Origin of the sequence: Curtobacterium sp. MCBD17_008, from assembly GCF_003234475.1 — a bacterium.
Lineage (GTDB): Bacteria > Actinomycetota > Actinomycetes > Actinomycetales > Microbacteriaceae > Curtobacterium.
Genome location: NZ_QKTK01000013.1, coordinates 14156 through 36649 on the forward strand (window position 1 = coordinate 14156; position 22494 = coordinate 36649).

24 protein-coding genes are annotated in these 22494 nt (G+C 72.4%); 9 read left to right on the plus strand and 15 right to left on the minus strand.

Translation table 11 applies throughout. The annotated features are described in order from the left end of the window. The first annotated feature begins 1 nt into the window (after window position 1). Window positions 2–643, plus strand: coding sequence for a GntR family transcriptional regulator (locus tag DEI95_RS16470; protein WP_110825881.1), 642 nt, complete (start codon window positions 2–4; stop codon window positions 641–643). Between the two features lie 114 nt (window positions 644–757). Here the strand turns inward: DEI95_RS16470 and DEI95_RS12370 are convergent, their stop codons facing one another. The 6 genes from DEI95_RS12370 to DEI95_RS12395 form a co-directional block, all read right to left on the minus strand. Next, window positions 758–1117: a hypothetical protein gene (locus tag DEI95_RS12370; RefSeq protein ID WP_110825880.1), complete on the minus strand. Its 360-nt coding sequence runs from the start codon at window positions 1115–1117 to the stop codon at window positions 758–760. 144 nt (window positions 1118–1261) lie between these two features. Continuing rightward, the gene (locus DEI95_RS12375; RefSeq protein WP_111060423.1) at window positions 1262–1774 is read right to left on the minus strand and encodes a GNAT family N-acetyltransferase; all 513 of its coding nucleotides are present in this window, start codon (window positions 1772–1774) and stop codon (window positions 1262–1264) included. A gap of 43 nt (window positions 1775–1817) precedes the next feature. Next, on the minus strand, window positions 1818–2498 hold the full coding sequence (locus tag DEI95_RS12380) for a response regulator transcription factor (RefSeq protein WP_258365997.1): 681 nt from the start codon (window positions 2496–2498) through the stop codon (window positions 1818–1820). Further along, complete coding sequence (locus DEI95_RS12385) at window positions 2495–3835, minus strand: sensor histidine kinase (RefSeq protein ID WP_111060424.1); 1341 nt, start codon at window positions 3833–3835, stop codon at window positions 2495–2497. The genes DEI95_RS12380 and DEI95_RS12385 overlap by 4 nt, the downstream gene beginning before the upstream one ends. Window positions 3836–3839: 4 nt before the next feature. Continuing rightward, the gene (locus tag DEI95_RS12390; RefSeq protein WP_111060425.1) at window positions 3840–5777 is read right to left on the minus strand and encodes an ABC transporter permease; all 1938 of its coding nucleotides are present in this window, start codon (window positions 5775–5777) and stop codon (window positions 3840–3842) included. Beyond that, the gene (locus tag DEI95_RS12395; protein ID WP_111060426.1) at window positions 5774–6538 is read right to left on the minus strand and encodes an ABC transporter ATP-binding protein; all 765 of its coding nucleotides are present in this window, start codon (window positions 6536–6538) and stop codon (window positions 5774–5776) included. Before DEI95_RS12395 ends, DEI95_RS12390 begins: the two co-directional genes overlap by 4 nt. A 229-nt stretch (window positions 6539–6767) precedes the next feature. On the opposite strand from DEI95_RS12395, the gene DEI95_RS12400 reads away from it, so the two are divergent. After that, window positions 6768–7382 (plus strand): CoA pyrophosphatase, encoded by a 615-nt coding sequence (locus tag DEI95_RS12400; RefSeq protein ID WP_111060471.1) that lies wholly within the window; start codon window positions 6768–6770, stop codon window positions 7380–7382. An 87-nt stretch (window positions 7383–7469) separates the two neighbouring features. Here DEI95_RS12400 and DEI95_RS12405 read toward each other — a convergent pair whose 3' ends face one another. From DEI95_RS12405 to DEI95_RS12420, 4 genes are read right to left on the minus strand one after another with little or no spacing between them, the layout of a single operon-like run. After that, window positions 7470–8852, minus strand: coding sequence for a GH1 family beta-glucosidase (locus DEI95_RS12405; protein ID WP_181436324.1), 1383 nt, complete (start codon window positions 8850–8852; stop codon window positions 7470–7472). Between the two features lie 2 nt (window positions 8853–8854). Further along, complete coding sequence (locus DEI95_RS12410) at window positions 8855–9217, minus strand: tautomerase family protein (RefSeq protein ID WP_110890893.1); 363 nt, start codon at window positions 9215–9217, stop codon at window positions 8855–8857. Window positions 9218–9269: 52 nt separating this feature from the next. After that, complete coding sequence (locus DEI95_RS12415; protein WP_110890892.1) at window positions 9270–10226, minus strand: aldo/keto reductase; 957 nt, start codon at window positions 10224–10226, stop codon at window positions 9270–9272. Further along, a complete protein-coding gene (locus tag DEI95_RS12420; protein ID WP_111060428.1) occupies window positions 10223–11026 on the minus strand; it encodes a VOC family protein in 804 nt (267 codons plus the stop codon). Before DEI95_RS12420 ends, DEI95_RS12415 begins: the two co-directional genes overlap by 4 nt. A gap of 249 nt (window positions 11027–11275) precedes the next feature. On the opposite strand from DEI95_RS12420, the gene DEI95_RS12425 reads away from it, so the two are divergent. The 5 genes from DEI95_RS12425 to DEI95_RS12445 all read left to right on the plus strand — a co-directional run bounded on the left by DEI95_RS12425 (window position 11276) and on the right by DEI95_RS12445 (window position 16559). Further along, the gene (locus tag DEI95_RS12425) at window positions 11276–12652 is read left to right on the plus strand and encodes an ABC transporter substrate-binding protein (protein ID WP_111060429.1); all 1377 of its coding nucleotides are present in this window, start codon (window positions 11276–11278) and stop codon (window positions 12650–12652) included. A gap of 31 nt (window positions 12653–12683) precedes the next feature. Beyond that, window positions 12684–13667: a carbohydrate ABC transporter permease gene (locus DEI95_RS12430; protein WP_110890889.1), complete on the plus strand. Its 984-nt coding sequence runs from the start codon at window positions 12684–12686 to the stop codon at window positions 13665–13667. Then, the gene (locus tag DEI95_RS12435) at window positions 13660–14448 is read left to right on the plus strand and encodes a carbohydrate ABC transporter permease (protein ID WP_110911029.1); all 789 of its coding nucleotides are present in this window, start codon (window positions 13660–13662) and stop codon (window positions 14446–14448) included. Before DEI95_RS12430 ends, DEI95_RS12435 begins: the two co-directional genes overlap by 8 nt. A gap of 105 nt (window positions 14449–14553) precedes the next feature. Further along, window positions 14554–15348 carry a substrate-binding domain-containing protein gene (locus DEI95_RS12440; RefSeq protein WP_110890887.1) on the plus strand — a complete coding sequence of 265 codons (795 nt, stop codon included), beginning with the start codon at window positions 14554–14556 and terminating at the stop codon, window positions 15346–15348. Continuing rightward, window positions 15345–16559: an ROK family transcriptional regulator gene (locus tag DEI95_RS12445; protein ID WP_258367602.1), complete on the plus strand. Its 1215-nt coding sequence runs from the start codon at window positions 15345–15347 to the stop codon at window positions 16557–16559. Before DEI95_RS12440 ends, DEI95_RS12445 begins: the two co-directional genes overlap by 4 nt. 78 nt (window positions 16560–16637) lie before the next feature. Here DEI95_RS12445 and DEI95_RS12450 read toward each other — a convergent pair whose 3' ends face one another. The 5 genes from DEI95_RS12450 to DEI95_RS12470 all read right to left on the minus strand — a co-directional run bounded on the left by DEI95_RS12450 (window position 16638) and on the right by DEI95_RS12470 (window position 21426). Further along, entirely contained in the window at window positions 16638–17180 is a 543-nt protein-coding gene (locus tag DEI95_RS12450; protein WP_110890886.1) for a hypothetical protein, read from the minus strand. Between the two features lie 256 nt (window positions 17181–17436). Beyond that, complete coding sequence (locus DEI95_RS12455) at window positions 17437–18255, minus strand: SDR family oxidoreductase (protein WP_111060430.1); 819 nt, start codon at window positions 18253–18255, stop codon at window positions 17437–17439. A gap of 88 nt (window positions 18256–18343) precedes the next feature. After that, a complete protein-coding gene (locus DEI95_RS12460; protein WP_111060431.1) occupies window positions 18344–19894 on the minus strand; it encodes an MFS transporter in 1551 nt (516 codons plus the stop codon). A gap of 163 nt (window positions 19895–20057) precedes the next feature. Continuing rightward, window positions 20058–20846: a hypothetical protein gene (locus DEI95_RS12465; RefSeq protein WP_146243654.1), complete on the minus strand. Its 789-nt coding sequence runs from the start codon at window positions 20844–20846 to the stop codon at window positions 20058–20060. A gap of 40 nt (window positions 20847–20886) precedes the next feature. Then, the gene (locus tag DEI95_RS12470) at window positions 20887–21426 is read right to left on the minus strand and encodes an RNA polymerase sigma factor (RefSeq protein WP_110890544.1); all 540 of its coding nucleotides are present in this window, start codon (window positions 21424–21426) and stop codon (window positions 20887–20889) included. A 166-nt stretch (window positions 21427–21592) separates the two neighbouring features. Here DEI95_RS12470 and DEI95_RS12475 point away from each other — a divergent pair, with 166 nt between their 5' ends. Together DEI95_RS12475 and DEI95_RS12480 are read left to right on the plus strand one after the other, a co-directional pair. Further along, the gene (locus tag DEI95_RS12475; RefSeq protein ID WP_111060433.1) at window positions 21593–22096 is read left to right on the plus strand and encodes a hypothetical protein; all 504 of its coding nucleotides are present in this window, start codon (window positions 21593–21595) and stop codon (window positions 22094–22096) included. After that, window positions 22093–22473, plus strand: a complete 381-nt coding sequence (locus DEI95_RS12480) for a hypothetical protein (RefSeq protein ID WP_111060434.1) — start codon at window positions 22093–22095, stop codon at window positions 22471–22473. The genes DEI95_RS12475 and DEI95_RS12480 overlap by 4 nt, the downstream gene beginning before the upstream one ends. Window positions 22474–22494 lie beyond the last annotated feature (21 nt).

Here is a 22494-nt window from a genome sequence, read left to right on the forward strand (position 1 = left end):
CATGACACGGACGGTCAGCGGAGCAGAGTCCACCGCGGCACGGCTGCGGTCCTCGATCGCGGACGGCGCGTTCATGCCGGGCACGCAGCTGTCCGAGGAGCGCCTGAGCGACCAGTTCGGCGTCTCGCGGAACACCCTGCGCGAGGCGTTCCGGCTGCTCGCGCGCGACCGGCTCGTCGAGCACGTCTTCAACCGCGGGGTGTTCGTGCGCCGCCTGTCCGTGGCGGACGTCACGGACCTCTACGCGGCCCGGCGCGTCCTCGAGGAGGCGGGCATCCGCGCCTGCACCCCGGAGTCCCCCGCCCTGGCCGCGGCTGCGTCCGCTGTGTCCGACGCGCGGTCGGCGGCCGCCGCCGGTGACTGGCGCGCGGTCGGCACGGCGGACATCCGGTTCCACTCCGAGCTCGTGCGGGCCGTGCCGAGCGAGCGGCTGCACGTGCTCATGGACGCTCTGCTCGCCGAGATGCGCCTGGCGTTCCTCACCACCGACGACCCGGCGGCGTTCCACGCGGACTTCGTCGACCGGAACGAGGCGATCGTCGCGGCGCTGCGGGCCGGCGACCGGGACGGCGCGGCAGCGCTCCTGGCCGACTACCTCGACGACGCGGAGGCGACGCTGCGGTCCGCCGCCAGCGCGGGCTGACGGCCGGGAGGCACGCCCCCCTCGTGCGCGCGCCCGCGGTCGAGCAGGGCGCTGGCCACGGCCGGGTCCGGCACTTGACGCCGACGGCGTCACGGCCACCGCCCGCGTGCCCGCTCAGGGCTTCGCCGCCTCCGCCGGGGCTCCGGGTTCGTCGTCGCCCGTCGTCAGGTCCGACCGCGTGTCGGCGTGGATGACGGTGTCGTGGCCGAACGTGCGGGCAGCGGCGCGCAGTCGGGCCACGAACTCGTCGTTCTCGAGCTCGAGCTCGTCCTCCTCCGCGTCGGCGACGACGACCTCGCTGGACGGGCCGATGAGGATCTTCGTCGTCGTCATGGTGCCGTCCTCGGCGACCGACGGCACCGCCACGGTGTCGGCCCGGTCACCGCCGGAGAGCGCCGCGGCGTACTCGATCACGGCGTCGGCGACGTCGTCGCTCGTGAGGATCACGGTGTTGTCGTAGTGGATGGTCTTCATCGGGAGCCCCTTTCGCTAGACCATCAAAGCCCCCGCTCGCCGGGAACCCACCAGGCGGGCCGGGCGGGCGCGCGTCCTGCGGACACTCCGGCGTCGCCGCACCGCACCCGCCGACGGACGCAGCCGTGCGACGACCGGGACCGTTCACCGTAGGGCCTTGCGCAGCTCCAGTTCCTCGCCGTACGGCGGCAGGGGGTAGGGCACGAGTCGGCCGGTGGGGACGAACCCACGACGACGGTAGAAGGCGATGGCGCGCGGGTTGTCCTCGTGCACGTGCAGGAGGATCCGGTCGCCCCGGCCCCGCGCCCAGTCCTCCACCGCGTCCAGGAGCGCGTCCGTCACGCCGGACTCGCGCCCCCGGTGCCCGGGGTCGACGAAGACGCCGACCAGGAGCGGGTCGCCGCCGTCGAGTCGACCGCCCATGATGCCCGCCCACCCGCCGGTCGTCACGTCCTCCGCGACGAACCAGGGCGTGTCGGCCTCGGCACCGCTGCCGGCGCGCCGACGCCACTCGTCCTCGCCGAGCTGCCGTGCGTGCTCCAGGGTCTCGAGGAACGCGAGCGGGGTGTCCGCGAGCATCCGCAGGCGCAGGTCGCGGAACACGGGCCAGTCCTCGGGGCCGGTGCGGCGGATCACGATGTGGTCGGGCAGTGGCATCCGGTGGTCCTCCCGGTCCGGTGTCGTCAGGGTCCCGCTGCCGTCAGGCGCCGCCGCCCCGCAGCCAGGCGAGGACGGCGAGCACCCGCCGGTGCGCGTCGGGTGTCGGTTCGAGGTCGAGCTTGGTGAAGATCGAGCTGATGTGCTTCTCGACGGACGCGACCGCGATGCGCAGCCGGTGCGCGACCGCCTGGTTGGTCTGTCCCTCGGCGATGAGCCGGAGGACGTCGCGTTCCCTCGGGGTGAGGCGCTCGACCGGGTCGGTCCGGCGGGTGATGAGGCGCTGGACGATCTGCGGGTCGAGGACCAGACCGCCGCGGGCGACCCGGGCGACGTCGTCCCGGAGGTCGTCGATCGACGAGATCCGGTCCTTCAACAGGTACCCGACGTGGTGTTCGCCGGTCGCGAGGAGCTCTCGTGCGTAGTCGAGTTCCGCGTACTGACTGAGCAGCAGCACCGCCACCTCGGGGTGCTCGGTCCGGATCCGGATCGCCGCGCGGAGACCCTCGTCCCGGAACGTGGGCGGCATCCGCACGTCGAGCACGGCGACGTCCGGTCGCACGGTCGCGAGCTCAGCGAGCAGGCCGCCGGCGTCCCCGTACGACCCGCCGATCGTGAACCCGGCCTCCTCGAGCAGGCGGATCGTGCCCTCCCGGAGCAGGACCGAGTCCTCGGCGAGGACGATGCGCAACGCGGCGGGGACTGCACCTGCTCCGAGGGTCACCCCGTCAGGGTACGACCTCCGGTCGCCGGTGCCTCGACGGGGACCGGGATGCGGACCCGCACCACGGTCGGTCCCCCGGGCGGGCTGATGACCGTGAACACGCCCTGGAGACCCTCCACGCGGTCCCGGAGTCCGTCCAGCCCGTGTCCGGGGTCGAGTCGGGCGCCGCCGACCCCGTCGTCGCGGACCTCCAGTTCGAGGTCGCCGCCCGGGGCGGCCACCGCCCGGATCGTCGCGCTGCTCGCATGGGCGTGCTTCGTCACGTTCGTGAGCAGTTCCGACAGGATCGCGTAGGCACTCCGCTCGACGGCGGCGAGCCCGGCCCCGGCGGCGTCCAGCCGGACGTGCGCCGTCGTCGGCAGGACGCTGTCCTCGGCCAGGGCCTGGACGGCCGCCGCGAGACCGCGGTCCTGGAGGATCGGCGGTGCGAGTCCGCGGGAGAGGTTCCGGATCGTCTCGAGCACGACCTTCGACCGGTCCAACGACTCCTCGACGAGCCGCTCGGCGGCTGCGGTGTCGTCCGGGAACCGGCGGAGGGCGATGGCCAGGTCGTACTGCAGCCGGAGCAGCTGCTGCTGGGGGCCGTCGTGGATGTCCCGCTCGAGCCGGCGCAGCGAGGCGTCCTCGGCGAGGAGGGCGGCCCGACGCCCGGCCTCGGCGCGCTGCGCCCCGCGGAGCAGCTGCACGTCCTGCCGCTCCCCGAGGAGGAGCCCGGCGAGCACCAGGTGCGGCACGACCAGGACGCGTGTGACGAACGGGAACGTCGCGGCGAGGACGAGTCCGGCGAGGACGACGACCGCCGGCCGGAGCACCGTCCCGGTCCACTGCCCGGTCTCCCCGATGCCCGCGGCCACCCGCTCCAGCCAGATGTCTTCGGCCGGGGTGACGGCCCAGCTCCACGCCGGGTACGTGACGGCGCCCAGTGCGAGCGCGCCCCACGTCACCGTGGCCACCCACGTGGCGACCGACACCGGGAAGGTCGCGAGGGTGTGGGCGGTCGCGGCCCAGTTCCTGGTGTCCGCGAGTGGCGCCACCAACCGCACCCCGGGGACGCCGGTCGGCAGGGTCGGACGGACCGTCCAGTCCGGAGCATCCGGGACCTCGCCGACCCTGCCCGCCCGGCGACGGGCGAACACCCCGAGCAGGCGTCCGGTCCGCACGGTCACGGCCAGCACCGGGAGCCCCACCCACACGATCCCCAGCCCGATCCCCAGGCACAGCAGGGTCAGGACGACGACGAAGCCGACGAGGTCCACCGGGAGTGCCGTCAGGAGGTACCAGGTCCGCCCGGTCCAGCCGCGCCACTCGTCGACGTACCGTCGTCGTCTCTCCGTCACGGGCCTATCCTCGCGCTGCCAGGAGCGTCGCGGGGCCCTGACGCGTCGCGACCGCCGCCGCCACGAGCCCGGCCGCCCCCGTCAGGACGAGCCCGCCGCCGCTCGCCGCGACGACGAGGAGCCACGGCACGTGCAGCACCGCTGCTCCCGTGGCCTGGGCCGTCCCGGCGAGCACGGCCGCCGCGGTCATCGCGGTCGCGACGAGCGCCAGCCCGACCGCCGAGCCGGCGACCAGGACGGTCTCGAGTGTCGCCGCGGCCAGGACCTGTCCGCGCGTCATCCCGCTCGCGCGGGCCACCGCGAAGGCCCGGCGTCGGCCGGAGGTCGCGATCGCGACGGCGTTGAGGACACCGATCACCGCGTAGAGCGCACCGACCGCCATCACGACGAGCAGGACGCGGGTGTTCTGGTCGAGCCCGGCGGCCCCGGCGTCCTCGGCCCAGGCGTCGGTCTCCGCCACCGTCCCGATGCGGGCGAGGGCGGCGGTGACGGCGTCGCGGTCCGCACCCTGGTCGAGGACGACGAACGTGGTCGCGGGACTGTCGGCCAGGACGTCCGCCGGCACCAGGCCCCGGGGAACGACGATCCCGACCTGCCCGGCGCTCCCGGCCGGGACGGGGACACCGAACCGGACCGCCCCGAGGGCACGGTCACCGATGGCCACGGTCCCGGCTCGTCCGAGACCGAGTCCGGTCGCACCGGGGCCGGGGGCCGCGGACCGACCGCCGAGGTCCTGCATCGCGGTACGCGCACCGGGGTGTGCCGCCGCGAACCCCTCGGGATCGACCACGAGGGCCTCCGTCGTGACGGCGAGCGGCGTCCCCGCGAGTTCCTCGGACATCCCCGGGACGGCCGACCCGGACGGCTGGACCCGCACGGGGACGGCCCACTCGGTGGACGCGGCCGCGACCCCGGGCACCGAAGCCGGGTCCGCGGTGAACGCGCCGGTCGTCTGCAGCACGAGGTCCGCGTCCGTGCCCCGCGCGATCTGGGCGGTCGCGGCGTCGGTGAAGGACAGCATCGCGATCGGCTGGCTCAGCACCAGGGCCAGCAGGACGACGAGCGGGGCGGCGGTGGAGGCCGAGCGGGTCCGGGCGTCGCGGAGTTCCGCGACGGCCAGCGACCCGACCGCCGAACGCGGACGCGGGAGGACGGCTGCCACGAGCGGCACGAGCACCGGGGCGGTCATCGTGATCGCGAGTGCGCCGGTGATGCCCGCTGACATCGCCATCGCCTGCGCGCCGGCGAGCCCGCCCACGGGTGCGAGGACGACCAGGGCGACCGTCACCACGGCGAGCACCAGCCCGCCGACCCATCGCGACCGCGTCAACGGTCGTGCGGCAGCGCCGGTCTCCCGCACCGCGTCGAGCGGGTCGATGCGCGCTGCTCGGCGCGCGGCGACGGCGACGCCCGCCGACGCCAGGCCGATCCCGACGGCGAGGGACGCGGGCACGACCCAGACCTGCCAGGACGGGGAGAAGCCGGACGGCACGAAGCCGGCGCCCACGAGCATGCGCGTCTCCACCGCCATCAGTGCGATGCCGGCCGGGATTCCGAGCACGGCCCCGGCGAGGCCGAGGACGACGGCCTCGCCACGGAGCATCCGTCGTACCTGCCCGACCTCGGCTCCGACGATGCGCAGCAGGGCGAGGTCCCGTCGCCGCTCGGTGACCGAGAAGGCGAAGGTCGACGCGATGATGAACACCGCGAGGAAGGCCGCGAACCCGAGGGTGACGGACACGACGGTGACCGCGACGATCCTGCTGCCGTCCGCCCGGGCCTGGGTGAGCGCATCGGCGCCTGCCGCCGGCTGCATGCCGAGCACGGACAGCAGGAGCAGCAGCGACGCCTGCACGAGCCCGACGCCGAGGGCGACGGTGACGATCGCGCCGAAGTACGTCTGCCAGCGTTCCCGGAAGCCGCTCAGTGCGATGCGGTTCATCGTCCCGTCTCCAGGCTGACGAGGCGGTTCGCGATCGTGGCGGCGTCGGCGCCGGTGAGGGCGTCGACGAGCTGGCCGTCGCGGAGGAACACGGTGGAGTCGGCGGCGGCCGCGGCAGCCGGGTCGTGGGTGACCATGAGGATGGTCTGCCCGGCGTCGGTCATCTCGCGCATCATCGCCAGGACCACGCGGGCGGCGGTGGAGTCGAGCGCCCCGGTCGGCTCGTCGGCGAACAGGACCTCGGGTGCAGTGATCATCGCGCGGGCGATCGCGACGCGCTGTTGCTGCCCGCCGGAGAGCTCCCGTGGCCGCTGTCCCACCCGGTCGCCCAGGCCGACGCGGGCCAGGGCGTCGCGGATCATCTGCCGGGACGGGTGCCCGCCCGCGAGCTCGAGCGGCAGCGCGACGTTCTGCTCCGCGGTCAGCGACGCGATGAGGTTGAACGCCTGGAAGACGAACCCGATGCGGTTGCGGCGCAGCAGCGTGCGCTCGTGGTCCGTGGCGTCGGTGATGTCCGTCCCGCCGAGGACGACGCGGCCGGAGTCGACCTGGTCGAGGCCGGCGGCGATCTGCAGGAGGGTCGACTTCCCGGAGCCGGAAGGACCCATGATCGCGGTCCAGGAGCCGGTGGGGAGTTCGAGGGTGACGTCGCGGAGCGCGGTCACGCTCGCGTCACCGGTGCCGTGGGTCCGGGTGACGCCGAGGAGCGCCAACGCGGTGTCGTGGTGGACGAGGGGTTGGGTGGAAGCGGTCGTTGTCATGACTCGATCACAGCCGTCCCGACGCCTCCGGAACAGCGTGCGGACCCGGCCGTGACCCCCTGGCCAGCCAGGGGGTCACGCAGCCAGCCGCGCCTCCGACCGGTGCCTAGGCTGGCATCGTGACCCCGCCCCGCACGTTGCCCGTCCGCACCGCTCCGAGGACCCCGTGAGCGCGCGCGACCGACTCGCGACGGCCGTCGCCCCCGGCGCGGCGCCGCTCGTCACCGGGATGCCCACGGCACCGTCACCGCGACGTGCCGCCGTGCTCATGCTGTTCGGCGTGCTCGACGAGGTGCCGAGTGAGCGCCCGGCCCGGGCCGGTGACGTCGCGCGGGACCTGGACGTGCTCCTGCTCGCGCGCGCCGCGACCCTGCGGTCCCACGCGGGCGAGGTCGCCTTCCCGGGCGGCCGTGTCGACCCCGGTGACACCGACGCGGTGGCGGCAGCGCTCCGGGAGGCCCGAGAGGAGACCGGCCTGGACGTGACGGGCGTCGACGTGCTCGGGACCGCGGCTCCGGTGCCGCTGGCGTTCTCACGGCACCTGGTGACGCCGGTGCTCGGGTGGTGGCGAGCGCCGTCACCGGTGCGGGTGGTGGACGAGGCGGAGTCGGCCGCGGTGTTCCGCGCACCGGTCGCCGACCTCCTCGACCCCGCGAACCGCGGGGTCACAGCCTTCCACCGCGACGGCCGGGAGTGGCGCAGCCCGGCCTTCACGGTCCACACCGGATCCGGCTCGCACGTCGTCTGGGGCTTCACCGCGACACTGCTCGACGGTCTGTTCGACCGGGTCGGGTGGACCGAGCCGTGGGACCACGACCGGGTGGTGGCGCTGCCGGGACGGTGAGTGCGTCGGGCCGTCGACCGCACGACGGACGGGAGGCGCGGTGCCAGCTGGCACCGCGTCTCCCGTCCGTCATCGCGTGACCGCGGGTCAGTCCGCGTCGCGGAGGAACGCCGCGAGCCAGTGCCCGCTCTGCTTGACGGTCCGCTGCTGCGTCTCGTAGTCCACGTGCACGATGCCGAACCGCCGTGAGTAGCCCCAGGCCCACTCCCAGTTGTCCATCAACGACCACGCGAAGTACCCGCGCAACGGCAACCCGGCGTCGACGGCCGCTGCGCACGCTCCGAGGTGTGCGCGGAGGTACGCCGTCCGGTCGGGGTCGACGACCTCACCCTCCGTCCCGACGTGGTCCGGGTCGGGGTACGCCGACCCGTTCTCCGTGATGTACAGCGGCAGTTCCGGCGCCAGGTCGTGCGCCTGCCGCAGGACGTCGACCATGCCGTCCGGGTGGACCTCCCAGCCCATCCCGGTCACCGCTGCCCCGGTCCGGACGAACCGCACCCCCTCGCTGCCGGGGTAGGCGCTCGGCTCCGTGGTGCCAGCCCCGTCGTCGTCGGCCGGCGCCGCCACCGTGTGCCGGCTGTAGTAGTTGATGCCGAGGAAGTCGATCGGCGCGGCGATCCGCTGCAGGTCCTCCGCGGTGGCGTGCTCGGCGAACCACGACGTCTGCCCGAGGTCCTCGAGCACGTCGGCCGGGTAGCTCCCCCGCAACACCGGGTCGAGGAAGAAGCGGTTGCTCAGGCCGTCGATCCGGCGTGCGGCGTCGCGGTCCTCGGCGGAGTCCGACGCCGGACGCACCGAGTACAGGTTCAGCGTCGTGCCGACCCGGGCCTCGGGTCGCGTCGCCCGGACCGCCTCCAGCGCCAGTCCGTGCCCGAGCAGGAGGTGGTGTGCCGCCTGCGCGGACCGGGCTCCCTCGTGCCGCCCCGGTGCGTGCACCCCGCTGGCGTAGCCGAGGAAGGACGAACACCAGGGCTCGTTCAGGGTGATCCAGTCGGTGACCACGTCGCCGAGCTGCTCGGTCACGAGCGCTGCGTACTCGGCGAAGCGTGCGGCGGTGTCCCGTTCGAGCCACCCTCCGCGGTCCTCGAGCGCCTGCGGGAGGTCCCAGTGGTACAGCGTCGCCCAGGGAGTGACGCCCCGCTCGAGGAGCCCCTCGGCGAGCCGCCGGTAGAAGTCGATGCCGGCGGGGTTCACCGGGCCGGTGCCGTCGCCCTGGATGCGCGGCCAGGCGATCGAGAACCGGTACGCGTCGAAGCCGAGGTCGGCGATGAGCGACACGTCCTCCGGCATCCGGCGGTAGTGGTCGTCCGCCGGGTCACCGGTGGACCCGTCGGCGATCGCGCCGGGCACCCGGGCGAAGGTGTCCCAGATGCTCGCGCCGCGGCCGTCCGCCTGCGTCGCCCCCTCGATCTGGTACGAGGCGGTCGCGGCGCCGAGGACGAAGTCGGCGGGCAGGTCGCTCCGACGCATGGTCACTGCACCGCGGACGGGGCGAGCCAGTCGCCGTCGCCGTTCTCGTGGATGGCGATGAGCACGTTGTCGCGCTTGATGCCGAGGGCGGCGAGGCGGTCGACGACGAGGGCGGCGCCGCGCTGCTTCACCTCGGGCGAGTACCCGGTGTAGGCGAGGATCTCGACGAAGACGATGTCCGTCCGGTCCGCCTCGGGGAAGGTGCGGCTGTAGAACAGGTCGCCGGGTTCGTGCAGCTGGAAGACCTGGAACAGGTCGTCGGCGGGCATCCCCCAGCCGTCGGCGAGGGCGGAGTTGATCGCCTCGCTCATCTGCGGTCGGAGGTCGGCGAGGGGGGTGTGCATGTCGATGCGGACGAGTGGCATGTGGGCCTCGGTTTCGTTGGGTCGGTGGTGGCCTGGCGGCCGGTCTGGAGGCTCAGCGCGCGTCCGGCGCGTCGAGCCAGTTGTCGGGGGTGGGGACCAGGTCCTCGAGGGACTCCCAGAAGGCGTCCGGCAGGTCCAGGTCGGCGGCGTCGAGGGTCGGCCGGATGCGTTCCGGCCGGCTGATCCCGACGATCGTGCTGGCGAAGCGCGGATCACGGGTCGAGAAGCGCAGCGCCGCTGCGGCGAGCGTCGTCCCGGCGTCGTGGCAGAGGTCGCGCATCGCCGTGATCGCGCGCAGGGTCGCGGGCGGCGCCGGGCGGTACCCGTACGACGTCGTCCGCCCGGTCTCGTCGGCGAGGATCCCGCCGCCGAGCACGGCGGCGTTGACGACGCCGACGCCGAGTTCCGCGGCCCGGTCCAGGAGCGGTCCGGCGCTCCGGTCGACGACCGTCCAGCGGTTGTGGACGAGCAGGACCTCGAACACCCCGAGGTCGAGCCAGCGGCGCATCTCGTGCACGTTCCCACCGGCGAGACCGATGTGCTCGACCTCGCCCCGCTCCCGCGCGGCCACGAGCGCCTCGAGCGCTCCGCCGGGGCCGGACAGCGCGCCGAAGTCGTGGAACTCCGGGTCGTGCAGGTGCACCAGGGGCAGCGGGGCGATGCCGAGGCGCTCGATGCTCTCGGCGATCGACCGGCGGACGCGGTCCCCGCTGTAGTCGCCGTCCCGCGCGTCCACCTTGGTGATGACGGTGACGTCGTCGGGGACACCACCGGACTCGGCTATCGCGCGCCCGATGCGGGTCTCGCTCCGGCCGTCCGAGTACCCGTTGGCCGTGTCGATCGTCCGGATGCCGCTGCGGAGCACCGCGCCGACGAGCGCGACCGCGTCCGCCTCGGCGACCTCGTGGCCGAAGTTCTCGGGCATGCTGCCCAGCGGGGCCCCGCCCAGGGTGACCGGACTGACGAGCAGCCCCGTGCGGCCGAGGGGTCGGAGGAGACCGGCGCTCATGCCGAGGCGACGATGAACGGCAGACCGTCCGGGTCCGTGCGGACGTCCTGACCGAGCAGGGTGCCGACGGCGAGGGCGACGCTGCCGCCGCCCGCTCCTGCCGCGGGGGCCGACTCGGTCCCGGTCGCTCCGAAGGCCACGGCCGCGAACCCGAGGGCGTCGAGTTGCGGCGTCCGCTCCTGCTTGTCCGCACGGTCGTAGGTGAAGACCTCGAGCGAGCTGTCGCCGGCCCGGAGGAAGGTGATCTCGAAGCCCCGGTCGTCACTCGGCTGGTGGATGCCCGCCATGCGGACGTAGCCGAGCTCGGCGAAGAACTCGGTCGTCCGGTCGATGTCCGCGACGGTCTCGGCCACGTGGTCGAAACGCGGTCGGTCCGGTTCGCCGAGACCCCAGTCCCGGTCCACGGCCTGCTGGTCGTGGACCTCGTGGTACTGCAACGGTCCTTCGACGAGCTCGAGGAGCGTCCCGTCGGGGTCGAAGAAGAACGTGATGCGCACGCCGCCTTCGGCGTTGATCGGCTCGAGGTGGAACGGGACGCCGGCGTCGTGCAACGCGCTGACGCGGGCGTCGAGGTCGGCGACCTTGAAGCCCACGTGCCGGAAGCCGCGCTGCAGGTCGTCGCCGATCCACGTGGACTCCGCCGGCGCGTCGACGCGGGTGAGCACGAAGCGCGCGGTGACGAGGTCGAGTTCGGCCGCGTCGGGCGAGGACGAGATGACGGTCGCGCCGAGGTGACGCGTGTAGAACTCCGCGGACTGCGCGACGTCGCGCACGTTGAGGAGGACGGATTCGATGGCCACGGAAGGGTCCTTTCGTCGGTGAAGCGGGTGCCTTCGTGCCAGGCGGGGGCAACGCTAGTGCCGTCATGAACACTGTGCAACTAAGTCGCGCTTCGCGGCGGCGGAGAGCACGCACCGGCCACACTGTCGGCCTGGGCGAGTTCGTGACAAATAGGTTCGAACTCTTGCGCGGGCGGAGCGGCGTCCGTAGGCTCGCCGCCGAACGGGCACCTCGGTGCACCCCCAGCACAACGACGTGAAGGAAGAACAATGAAGCGAACGCGGATCCTGACCGCCGCGGCCCTCGCCGCGACCGCCGCTCTGCTCATCACCAGCTGCTCCGGGTCCCCGGGGAACGCCGGGGAGGACGTCAAGCCGGCGAAGAAGGGCTCGGTGACGTGGTGGGGGTGGACGCCGGACACACCCGTGGCCGAGCGGTACATCGAGGCCTTCAACGAGCAGTACCCCGACATCGAGGTCACGTACAAGAACTTCGAGAACGTCGACTACCGGAACACGATCACGCCGGCGCTCGACTCCGGCAAGGGCCCGGACGTCTTCGACCTCTCGCCGGCCGGCGGGTCGCCCGACCTGTGGGGGCCCTACGCGCTCGACCTCAGCTCGCTCGCGAAGAGCACGCTCGGTGCCGGGTGGAAGGACGACATCGGCGGTGACTACGTCGAGCAGCTGACCAGCTCGGACGGACGGTTCGTCTCACTGCCGCTGGGCGGGATGTCAGCCGGGTTCCTCTGGTACAACCAGGACGTCCTCGACGAGGCCGGCGTGGATGTCCCCACCGACTACCGGTCGTGGGTGGACACCTGCGAGAAGGTCACCGCGATCGGCAAGACCTGCTTCACGATGGGCGCCGGCGGCAGCGACACGTTCCCGACGGACATGTACCACGCGATCGCGAACTCGGTCGCCCCAGGCTGGTTCATCAAGGCGTCCACCGGCAAGGCGAAGTGGAACGACGCGAACGGCATCGAGGTCCTCCGGATCATCGAGAAGATGCAGGACGACGGGATCATCCCGAAGGACGCCCTCGACGGCCCGCAGTACCCCCTCGCGAACAACGAGTTCATGAAGGGCGACGCGGCCATGGTCCAGATGGGCTTCTGGTACACGCAGTACGCCGGAGCCGACTCGTGCAAGGCCGCGATGGAGGCCGCCGGCGTCAGCAGTCCGAAGTGCTTCGTGCAGCTGCCGGCGGCCTTCCCGGACGTCGCCGGGAAGGGCAACGGTTCCGCGTACTTCAGCGAGGCCGACTACGGGATCGCGATCAACTCGGCGTCCGAGCACATCGGTGCCGCGAAGACGTTCGTGTCCTGGATGACCCTCCACAAGCAGGGTCAGCAGAACGTGGCCAACGCGATCGACCTCCTGCCCGCGGTCAAGGGCGTCAGCCCCGACTGGGACTCCATCCAGCTCGTGGACGAGTCCGTCCAGCGTCCGGCGATCGAGAAGCTCATCGAGGACAGCAGCGAGGCGAGCGAGTCCCGCCAGTGGCAGGCCACCGAGAAGTCACTCGACGCGATCGTCGTCGCGACGCAGCAGGTGCTCGACCCCTCGGTGGACAAGTCGATCCAGGACATCGCCGACGACCAGCAAGCGGCGTCGGTGGCCAGCAAGGTCGGCACGAAGTGAGCCGGGCCGACCGCAGCGGGACGGCGCGATCGTGATCGACACCTCCTCGTCCGTCCGGCCCGGCGTCCGCGCCGGCCGGACGCCGGGGGCCGGACGCCCCCGGCGTCGACGCCCCCTCGTCCTGCCCGGCGGACTCCGCTGGATCCTGCCCGGCTTCGTCATCTCGGTCGGCCTGATCTACTACAGCATCGTCTACTCGGGCTACCTCTCCTTCTTCGACTGGCCCGGCGGTCGGGCACTGATGACGCCGGTCGGCTTCGGCAACTACGTCCAGGCGGTGCAGGACCCCGTGCTGTGGGGCGCGCTGCGGAACACGCTCGTGTACTTCATCGTCGTGTTCGCGGTACAGGTCGTCGGCGGGACGCTCTTCGCAGCCGCGATGCACTCGTCGATCCGCTTCGCCAACGTCTACAAGGTGCTCGTGGTCATCCCCGTGGTGGTCGCGCCGGCCACCCTCGCGCCGGCGCAGCTGCAGGTCTGGCAGAGCGACGGCACCGTCAACCACGTCCTCGGATGGCTCGGACTCTCCGGACTCGAGCAGTCGTGGGTCGGTCAGTCGACCACGTCCCTGGTCGTCGTCGTCCTCGTCGGCTGCTGGGGCGCGGTGGGGTACGGCTTCATCCTGCTCTACGCGGGGATGGCGCAGGTCGACCCGGAGCTCGTCGAGGCCGGTCGACTGGACGGTGCGGGGAACCTCCGCGTCCTCTTCTCGATCGTCATGCCGAGCCTCCGACCCGTGATCGTGTCCCTCGCCATCCTCAACTTCATCACCGCCCTGAAGTTGTTCGACAACCCCTGGCTCATCACGCAGGGCGGACCGGCGCACTCGTCGGAGTTCCTCGGCACGATGATCTACGCCGAGACCGCGAGCAGCGACCGGAACCTCGGGTTCGCCTCCGCCCTGTCGATCCTCGTCCTCGTGATCGCCGTCGCGGTGTCCGTCCTCATGCAGATGCGCGGACGCGAACGCGTCGCGCGACCCGTGCGCCGTCGCAAGGAGACCTCCGGTGTTTGAGACCCGTTCCCGACGATCCAGGATCGTCCTCCAACTCGTCCTGACGCTCGCCGTCGTGCCGTTCGTGGTGCCCCTCATCGCGATGCTGCAGACGAGCTTCGAAGGCGCCGGCTGGCGGAACTACCTCGCGGTCGTGCAGGTCCCCGGCTTCCCGAAGTTCTTCCTCAACACGATCGTCATCGCCGCCGCGTCGATGGTGATCGTCTACCTCGCCACCCTCATGGCGGCGTTCGGCTTCTCGAAGTTGCGGGTCCGTGGCAAGGAGGTCTACTTCTGGCTCATGATGGCGGCGCTCACGTTGCCCGAGGTCGTCCTGATCGCTCCGCTCTACACGACGGCGGTACGGCTCGGGCTGTTGGGCACGTACTGGTCGGTGATCCTGCCGATCGCCGCGCTGCAGATCCCGTTCACGGTGCTCATCGCCCGTGGGTACGTCGACGGGATCCCGGACGCACTGTTCGAGGCGGCGCGGATCGACGGCGCGAGCACCTGGCGCGTGTTCTGGTCCATCCTCGTCCCGCTGTCCCGACCGATGGCGGTGGCACTGATGATGCTGGTGCTCATCTACGCCTGGAACTCGTACCTGCTGCCGAAGGTCTTCCTCATCGACGACGGGCTGGGGGTGGTCACGCAGCTGCCCGAGTTCTTCCGACGGCAGTACAACGACGACACCCCGAAGATCCTCGCCGCGTCCGTGATCACCGCGATCCCGACGATCGTCGCCTACATCGCGCTCCAGCGGCAGTTCGAACGGGGGATGGCGGCCGGTGCACTCAAGTAGGCGCACCCGTGCGCGCCTCGAGCCGGTGCACGATCCGGCAGACTGCTGTCCTGCGGTGCCGTCCCCGGTGCCCACGCATCGGACCGGACGACGGGAGGGACCCGCATGAGCCACCAGGGAGCCTCCATCGGGCTCGTCATCCGGCAGGGGCACGACCGTGACCCGGTTGCCGGAGCGGTCGTCCGGGCCATCGCCGGCCCGCTCGTCGCCGCGGGGAAGCGCTTCGTGACCCGGTCCGTGGCGGACGAGGACGCGGAGCTCCGGGTCTACCGCCTCTGGGCGCGGACCGGAGGGGTCGCCGGCGTGATCCTGCTCGAGGTGTCGCGCGACGACCCGCGCCCGGCGCTCCTCCGGCAGATCGACATGCCCTTCGTGGCGCTCGCTCCGTCGACGCTCCCGGTCGACTTCCCGGCGGTGGTCGTCGACCGTGCAGCGTCGTCCGCGGCCCTCGCGGCGTACCTCGACGGCTACCCCGCCGAGCGCCGCGTCTCGGTGACGGGCACGGCACCCGCCGAACCGTTCGGGGACGAGCTCGGACCGGACGACACCGTCACCGAGGTCGTCCGGACGGACGACGTCGTCGGGACCTGCCTCCGGATCGGCGCAGGAGCCGACGGGAGCGGTCGGACGGTCCTCGTCGTCGACGGCGACCACGACGCGGTCGCGGTGCTCACCGGTCTCCGGGAGGCGGGCATCCGCGTCCCGGAGGACGTCGCGCTCATCTGCCGGAGCGACTCGCTCGTCTGTCAGAGTGCGAGCCTCCCGATCACCGCGATCGACCGCCGTGGTCGGGAGATCGGAGCCGTGCTCGGCGAGGCCGCCGTGCGGGCCGTCGACGACGCGGTCCTGCCAGCGGTCGCGATGCCCGCTCCGGTCGTCGTGCCCCGGGAGACGACGTGACCGGCCGGCGGCTGGGCCCGTCCTCGGCGGCCACCCGGAGCGCCGTGCTCGACATGGTGCGCTCGGGCCGGACCGTCACCCGCGCAGAACTCGCAGCACGGTCCGGCTTGACGCCGACGTCCATCACGCGCATCGTGAAGACCCTCCTGGACGAGGGACTCGTCGTGGAGGTCGGTTTCCTCGACTCCACCGGCGGCAAACGGAGCAGCCTGCTCGAGCTCAACACCACCGGACGGTTCGCCGTCGGGGTGTCCCTCGACGCCGGCCGACTCACCTACGTGGTCACGGACCTGGCCGGTGCGGTCGTCGGTCGTCTGGTGTCGCCGGGCATCGAGCAGGACGCGCCCGGTGAGGACGTCGTGCGCATCGCCCGCGAACTCGGGCAACTCCTCGTGCAGCTGGACATCCCCCTCGAGTCCGTCGTCGGCGTCGGGGTCGCCGGAGCCGGCCTCGACCTCGGCGCCGGAGCGGAACGGCACTCCCTCACGGCGACGGAGTGGGAGTCCTTCGCGTTGCCCGAGGCGCTCGAGCCCCGCATCGGCCTCCCCGTCGTGCGTGACAACGACGCTGCGTGCGCCGCCCTCGGCCAGTACTGGGCCGGGCGGGTGCCGTCCACGCAGGACTTCGCGACGCTCTACATGTCGAACGGCTTCGGTCTCGGCATCATGGTCGGCGGCAGCATCGCGCGGGGAGCGTCGTCGAACGTGGGTGAGATCGGTCACACGATCGTCGACATCGACGGGCCGGAGTGCTGGTGCGGCGCACGCGGGTGCCTCGAGATGCTCGCGGCACCGCGGGCCGTCGTGGCCGCAGCAGACGCGGACCTCGCCGCACGCCTCGGCCTGACGGGTGACGCCCAGCGCTTCCGTGTCGACTTCGACCGGATCGCCCAGGCAGCCGCGCAGGGCGACGTCGACTGCCACGCACTGATCCAGCGATCAGCGCGCTACCTCGCTGCGGCGGCGCTGTCGGTCGTGAACGTCCTCGACCTCGACCGCATCGTGCTCGCCGGCCCCGGCTTCGCGGAGGCCGGCGCGATCTACGTCCGGGAGATCCGACAGCAGGTCGAGCGGTTCGCCCGCACCCGGGGCATCCACGGGGTCCTCGTCGAACTCGCCGACCCCGGACTCGACGCCGCCGCTGGCGGCGCTGCGAGCCTGGCCCTGCAACACGCACTCACACCGCACGCGGTCCGGTCCGGCGGCTGGTAGCCGGGGCCACCGCACGACGGACGGGAGGCGCGGTGCCAGCCGGCACCGCGCCTCCCGTCCGTCACCGGACCGAGTCGGTCAGCGACGCCACTTGTCGAGGATGCCGGCCTTCGACCGCTGCTGCTCCCCCTGCTGCGCACCCATGACGAGGAGCACGCCGGTGAGGGCCGGGGTCGCCCACTGCAGGATCTTCTGCTGCCGCTGCGCCGCCTTGAGCGTGCCCGACGCGTCGGCGCTCGGCTCGGTGGTGCCCTCGGCGCCCTCGCGGGCGTGCTCGGCCATCTTCTTGCCGACCGAGGCCGACCAGAAGGTCGTGACGAGGGCCGCACCGGTCAGCACGAGCTTGATGCCCGTGTTCGTGCGGGCGCCCTGCTGCACGCCGAGGCGGTCGCGGTTGGCGACGATGAGGCCGATGCCGCCGATGCCGTGCACCGCGAGCGCGGCGAGCTGCACCGGTGCCCACTTGCCCCAGCCGACGCTCGACAGGGTGAGGCGCTCGACGGGGTCCTTCGCGCCGGCGGCGGCGCCGTTCAGCCCGGTGGCACCCATGAGGTTGCCGCCGAACCAGGCGGCGAGGCCGAGGTCGTGCATGCTGCGGATGAGGGTGTTGTTCTGGGACATGGGAGTCGCTTCCTGGTCGGTGGCGCTGGCGCGGCGAGGCGGTCGGCCGCGCGGGGGCGGGCAGCAGCGCGAGGCCGTGCCCGCGGCGGGGTCCGGGTGCAGATCGCGTTCCGGGTCGCTCCGTCGTGTGTCCGCGACGGTACGCGTCGGCGGTCCGGTGTCGGCTCAGGTCCGCGGCGTGCGTGGCCGGGTCACGACGGACGGGAGGCACGGTGCCCGCCCGCCACCGTGCCTCCCGTCCTGATGCGGCAGCCGGTCAGGCGCCGTGTGCCGCTTCGGCGACGGGCTGCCACTCGCGCCACGTCGCGAGGCGCGACTCGTAGTCACGCTCCGCGATGCCGAGCGGGGCCTTGCCGAAGAACACCCGGAGCGGGGGCTGCTCGGCGTCGACGACCTTCAGGATCGCGGCCCGCGTGGCCTCCGGCTTGCCCGGGTCGGCCGCCGAGGGGCGCTTCGCCGCGGCCTCGCGGACCTCGGCGTAGGCCGGGTTCTCCTCGCTGTGCTTCGAGGACGGGCCGGACCAGTCGGTGGAGAACCCGCCGGGCTCGATGAGGGTGACGGAGATGCCGAAGCCCGCGACCTCCTGGGCGAGCGACTGCGACAGGCCCTCGAGTGCCCACTTCGACGCGTGGTAGGCGCCGACCGTCGGGAACGCGCTGATGCCGCCGATGCTCGACACCTGGATGACGTGCCCGGAGCCCTGCTCGCGCATGATCGGCAGTGCCGCCTGGGTGACCCACACGGCGCCGAACAGGTTGGTCTCGAGCTGGGCGCGGAGCTCGTCCTCGCTGAGTTCCTCGACCATGCCGAAGTGGCCGAAGCCGGCGTTGTTGACGACGACGTCGAGCGACCCGAAGAGCTCCGCGGCACGGGCGACGGCATCGCGGTCGGCGTCCCGGTCGGTCACGTCGAGCCGGAGCGCGAGGAACGTGTCCGGGTACTGGTCGACGAGGTCCTGCACGTCGTCGAGGTTGCGCGCCGTGCCGGTGACGGAGTCGCCGCGTTCGAGTGCTGCTTCCGCCCACTCGCGGCCGAAGCCCTTGGATGCTCCCGTGATGAACCAGGTCTTGCTCATGTGTCCTCCAGTCGTGTGACCGGGCCAGTCAACGCCGCGGCCGGTCGGTGCGCGTCGATGTCCGGATCCGAATGCAGTGTGCGCGGCGTCAGACCGACGCCTCGGTGCCGTGTCGCTTCCCGACGACCACGTCGACGATCCCGGCGACCAGCGCCACCGCGACGAACCCGAGCGACACCGCGAGCCCGAGCGGCAGGCCCTGCGCGTAGTCGCCGCGCGAACTCGCGAGCGTGGAGTAGAACACGCTGCCGACCGCCGCGATGCCGATCGCGGAGCCGACGCGGGCGCCGACCTGGATCAGCCCGCCCGCCGATCCGCCCTGCTCGACCGGCACCTCGGAGAGCGTGAGGGTCTGGTTCGGGGAGATGGTGAGCCCGGACCCGATGCCGGCGACGAGCAGCGGCAGGACGAGCCACCACCCCAGGTCCGACTCGAAGTGGTTCGCGACCACCCAGACGACCGCACCGAGCCCGATGAGGACGAGGATCGTCCCGATGACGATGAGCTGCCGACCGAAGCGGTGCACGACGCGGCCGCCGACGGTCGAGGCGATGCCCGAGCCGATGGCGAACGGGATCGACGCCAGTCCGGCCATCAGCGCGGAGTAGTGCAGGCCGGACTGCAGCGCGAGCGTCAGGACGAAGAACAGCGGGGTGAAACCGGCGAAGTACACCGTCGCCAGACCGACGCCGAGCGAGAACGACCGGCGGCGGAACAGCCGCAGGTCGACCACGGGCTCCTTCGTCCGCCCGTAGTGCCGCTCCCACAGGACGAACAGCACGCCGAACACGACGGCGACGACGATGAGCCACCACTTCGCGTTCCCCTTCCACTCCTGCGACTGCACGAACGGCAGCAGCAGGGCGACCACGGCGGCACCGAGGAGCACGATGCCGACGGGGTCGAAGTCGTGCTTCTTCCCCCGCTCGTCCCCGTTCGGTGCGGGCAGGTACCGGAAGGCCAGGAGGATCGTGACGAGTCCGACGGGCAGGTTCACGAAGAAGACGAACCGCCAGCCGTTCTCGGTGCCGAACGCCGTGATGAGCAGACCGCCGATCAGGGGGCCGATCGCGGTCGCGATGCCGACGGTGGCGCCGAAGAGTCCGAACGCGGTGCCGCGCTCCTTGCCGCGGAACAGCTGCTGGATGAGCGCGGTGACCTGCGGCGTGAGCAGGCCGCCGGCCAGGCCCTGCAGCAGACGGGCGACGACCAGGACGATGCCGTTCGGTGCGAAGCCGCAGAGGGCGCTCGCCAGGGTGAACAGGCCGACCCCGATGACGAACATCCGACGTCGGCCGGTGGCGTCACCGAGTCGTCCACCGGGCACGAGCAGCAGGCCGAAGGACAGCGCGTACCCGGACAGGATCCACTGGACCGCCTCGGGCGTGGTGCCGGGCAGCCCCGTCGAGATGGACTGCAGCGCGACGTTCACGATCGAGACGTCGAGCAGGACGATGCCCCCGCCGAGCAGGCAGATGACGAGCGCCTTCCAGCGGTTCGGGTCCGGCTGGTCGCCGGAGCTGCGGTCGTCGGTCTGCGCGGGCTTCGACGCATCGGCGGGCGCAGCGTGGTGCGCCGTGTGGTGGGCGACGGACGGAGCCGCATCGGGCTCGGCGGGTCTGCGGTGTTCGGCTGTCATGACGCCCTCACGGTAGGCGCGTCACGGTGCGGGGTCCGCAGGGAGGACGTTTCCTGTCCACACCCCGGCGCTGTCACAGCCGTCCGTGAACGAGCGCTCAGCCCCACCGGTGTGACGACGGGCGGGACGCGCCCCCCAATGGCCGCTTCCCGCCCGTCGTCGGTCAGTCGCAGACGGTCTGCGGCAGCTGCGACTCGTCCCCGATCCGGATGCCGACCACGGTCTCCCCATCGATGCCCGTCTCGAAGGTGATCGTCCCGCTGGCGCTGGACGCCTGCCAGACGGACCACTGACCGGAGGCTGCCGGGTTCGCCGGGCGGAGGTCGTGGTACTCGGATCGGAGTTGTGTGAGCGTCGCACCGCGGCCGAAACCCCCCGTGGTCCTCGGGCCGGGCCGTGACGGGTCGGGGAGATCGGCCGTCGGGTCGGCGCCGATGACCCGGACCATGCGGACGACGTTCCCGAGATCGGAGAGGACCTCGATCTTCGTTCCGTCATCCCAGGTCCAGACGCCCTGACCCGGAGCAGGGCACGCGTCGTCCACCCGCGGCCGGACGGAACCGGAGCCGAGGTCGTCGACCTCATCGTCGAACTGCCCGCCGAGGGCGACCGGTCCGACCTCGTTCCCCGAGATGGTCCACGTCGACGGGTCGTCCAGCACGAATGCGCCCCTCGTCGGCGTCGGCGTCGGTGTCGGTGTCGGGACGGGAACCGGGACCTCCTGGACCGGTGCCGCTGCTGGGGTGCTCGGTACGGCCGGCGCTGTGGGGCTCGGCGTGGAGGTGGGTGCGGGCTCGGCGAAGGGCTGCGGGATCATCCCGAGGGCGACAGCCCCGCTCGTGGCGCCGAGGCCGAGCAGCGCGATCACGCCGATCGCGATGCCGGCACGTCGGCCGCGACGACGCGGTGCGGGGCGACGGTCCTCGGCGCGGTCGAGGACCGTGTGCTTCATCGAGACGAGCATCCGCTGCAAGTCGTCTCCGCTGGGGGGCTCAGTGTTCATCGTGCATCACCGCCTTCTTCAGTCGTGCGCGCGAGCGGGAGACCCGCTGGGTGACCGCCCCGACGCTGAGGCCGAGGATCTGCGCGGCCTCGGCGTAGGAGTGGCCCTCGAGCAGGCACAGCTCGCAAATGCGTCGGTCGATGGGTGCCAGTGCTGCGATCTCGTCGCGGACCCAGCGCAGGCGTTCGCGGGCCTCGTCGGCACCCGGATGCGCCGCGAGCTCCTCGGGGAGCTCGTCCCCGCGGTTCTTCGCCGAGCGTCGGGCCTGGTTGCGGGCGTGGTTGCGGCACACCACGAGCAGCCACGGCAGCAGCGCACTCGTGGCCAGGTCGAGCCCGGCAGCCTTCTGCCAGAGCGTGAGGAAGGTGTCCTGCACGAGTTCCTCGACGTCCTGTCGGCTGTCGGCCAGCGCCCACGCGTAGCGCGTCAGGGTCGGCGCGAACCGGTCGAACGCGTCGGCCAGCGCCGTCCGGTCCCCGTCCGCGAGCCGACGAGCCAGTGCTGCGTCGGCTTCGGTGTCGTCATCCACTGATGCCCCCTCTCACCTGGAAGTGTCCGGGACGGCGCGATCCTGACGAGCAGTTCCGAGCTCCGGCGTGTCGGTGCCGTCACGGTGGTGCTGCCGAGGTTGCTGTTCGGTCTCGTTCCGGCGGACCGCGGCCGATCCGCGGGCACTGCACCGCAGAGTGAGGTGCATGGACACCTGGGACATCGGCGACACCGTCGGACTCATCGGCCGGAGCTTCCTCTGGATGGCCGCGGTGACCGTCCCTGTCGGCACGGCGGCCGTCCCCGCGATCGTCGCCGTCACCAGTGGCACCGCTCCCGACGCTCTCTCATGGGTGTGGTGGAGCCTCCTGTTCGTCGTCGTCACCGACGCGCTGGCTCTCCTCGGCGCCGTCCTGTCCGCGCCGTTCACGCACCTGCTCGGCCGGGCACTGCAGCGGGTGCGCTCCCGCGCGGTCCACACGACAGCACACGCGGCACTGGCCGGCGCGCTCGGCGCGGTGACGTCGTCGCTCGCCATGGCGTGGTGGATGTCGGGCGCCGACCCGTCGCTCTCCCTCGGCATCGCGATCGCTGCCGGAGCCGCTGCAGCGATCGCGACGTGGCGTCGGATCGGGCCGCGTCGGGACCGGTCCGTCGACGACGACACCGACGCCCTCGCCGACGCGCACGCGGTGGTGGTCGACCGATGACGACACGTGTAGACGCGCATCGGAGGCAACCCGACGTCGGCGCGCTGATCGCGATCCTCCTGGTCGTCGCCTGGTGTGCCGTCCTCGTCACCACCGGCGCGCTCGGCCCGCAGCGCGACACCCCGCCGTCCCTGTTCGACCAGGCCGGCGGGCAGCTGTCGACAGCGGCGGCCGGCGCCAGCGCGACCCTGCAGGCCTTCGTGTTGATCGGCTCGCTGCCCGTCTCCGTCGTCGCACTGTGGATCTCGGTGCGGTCGCTGCGGAGGTGGAGGCAGCCGGTGACGGCCGTCGTCGCGACCACCGTCTCGAGCCTCGCGACCCTGGTCGGCATCGGTCTCGCGTGGATCGGGTTCGGGACGTTCGTCTTCTCCTCGTGACGCTGTCCGGCGCCGAGCCCG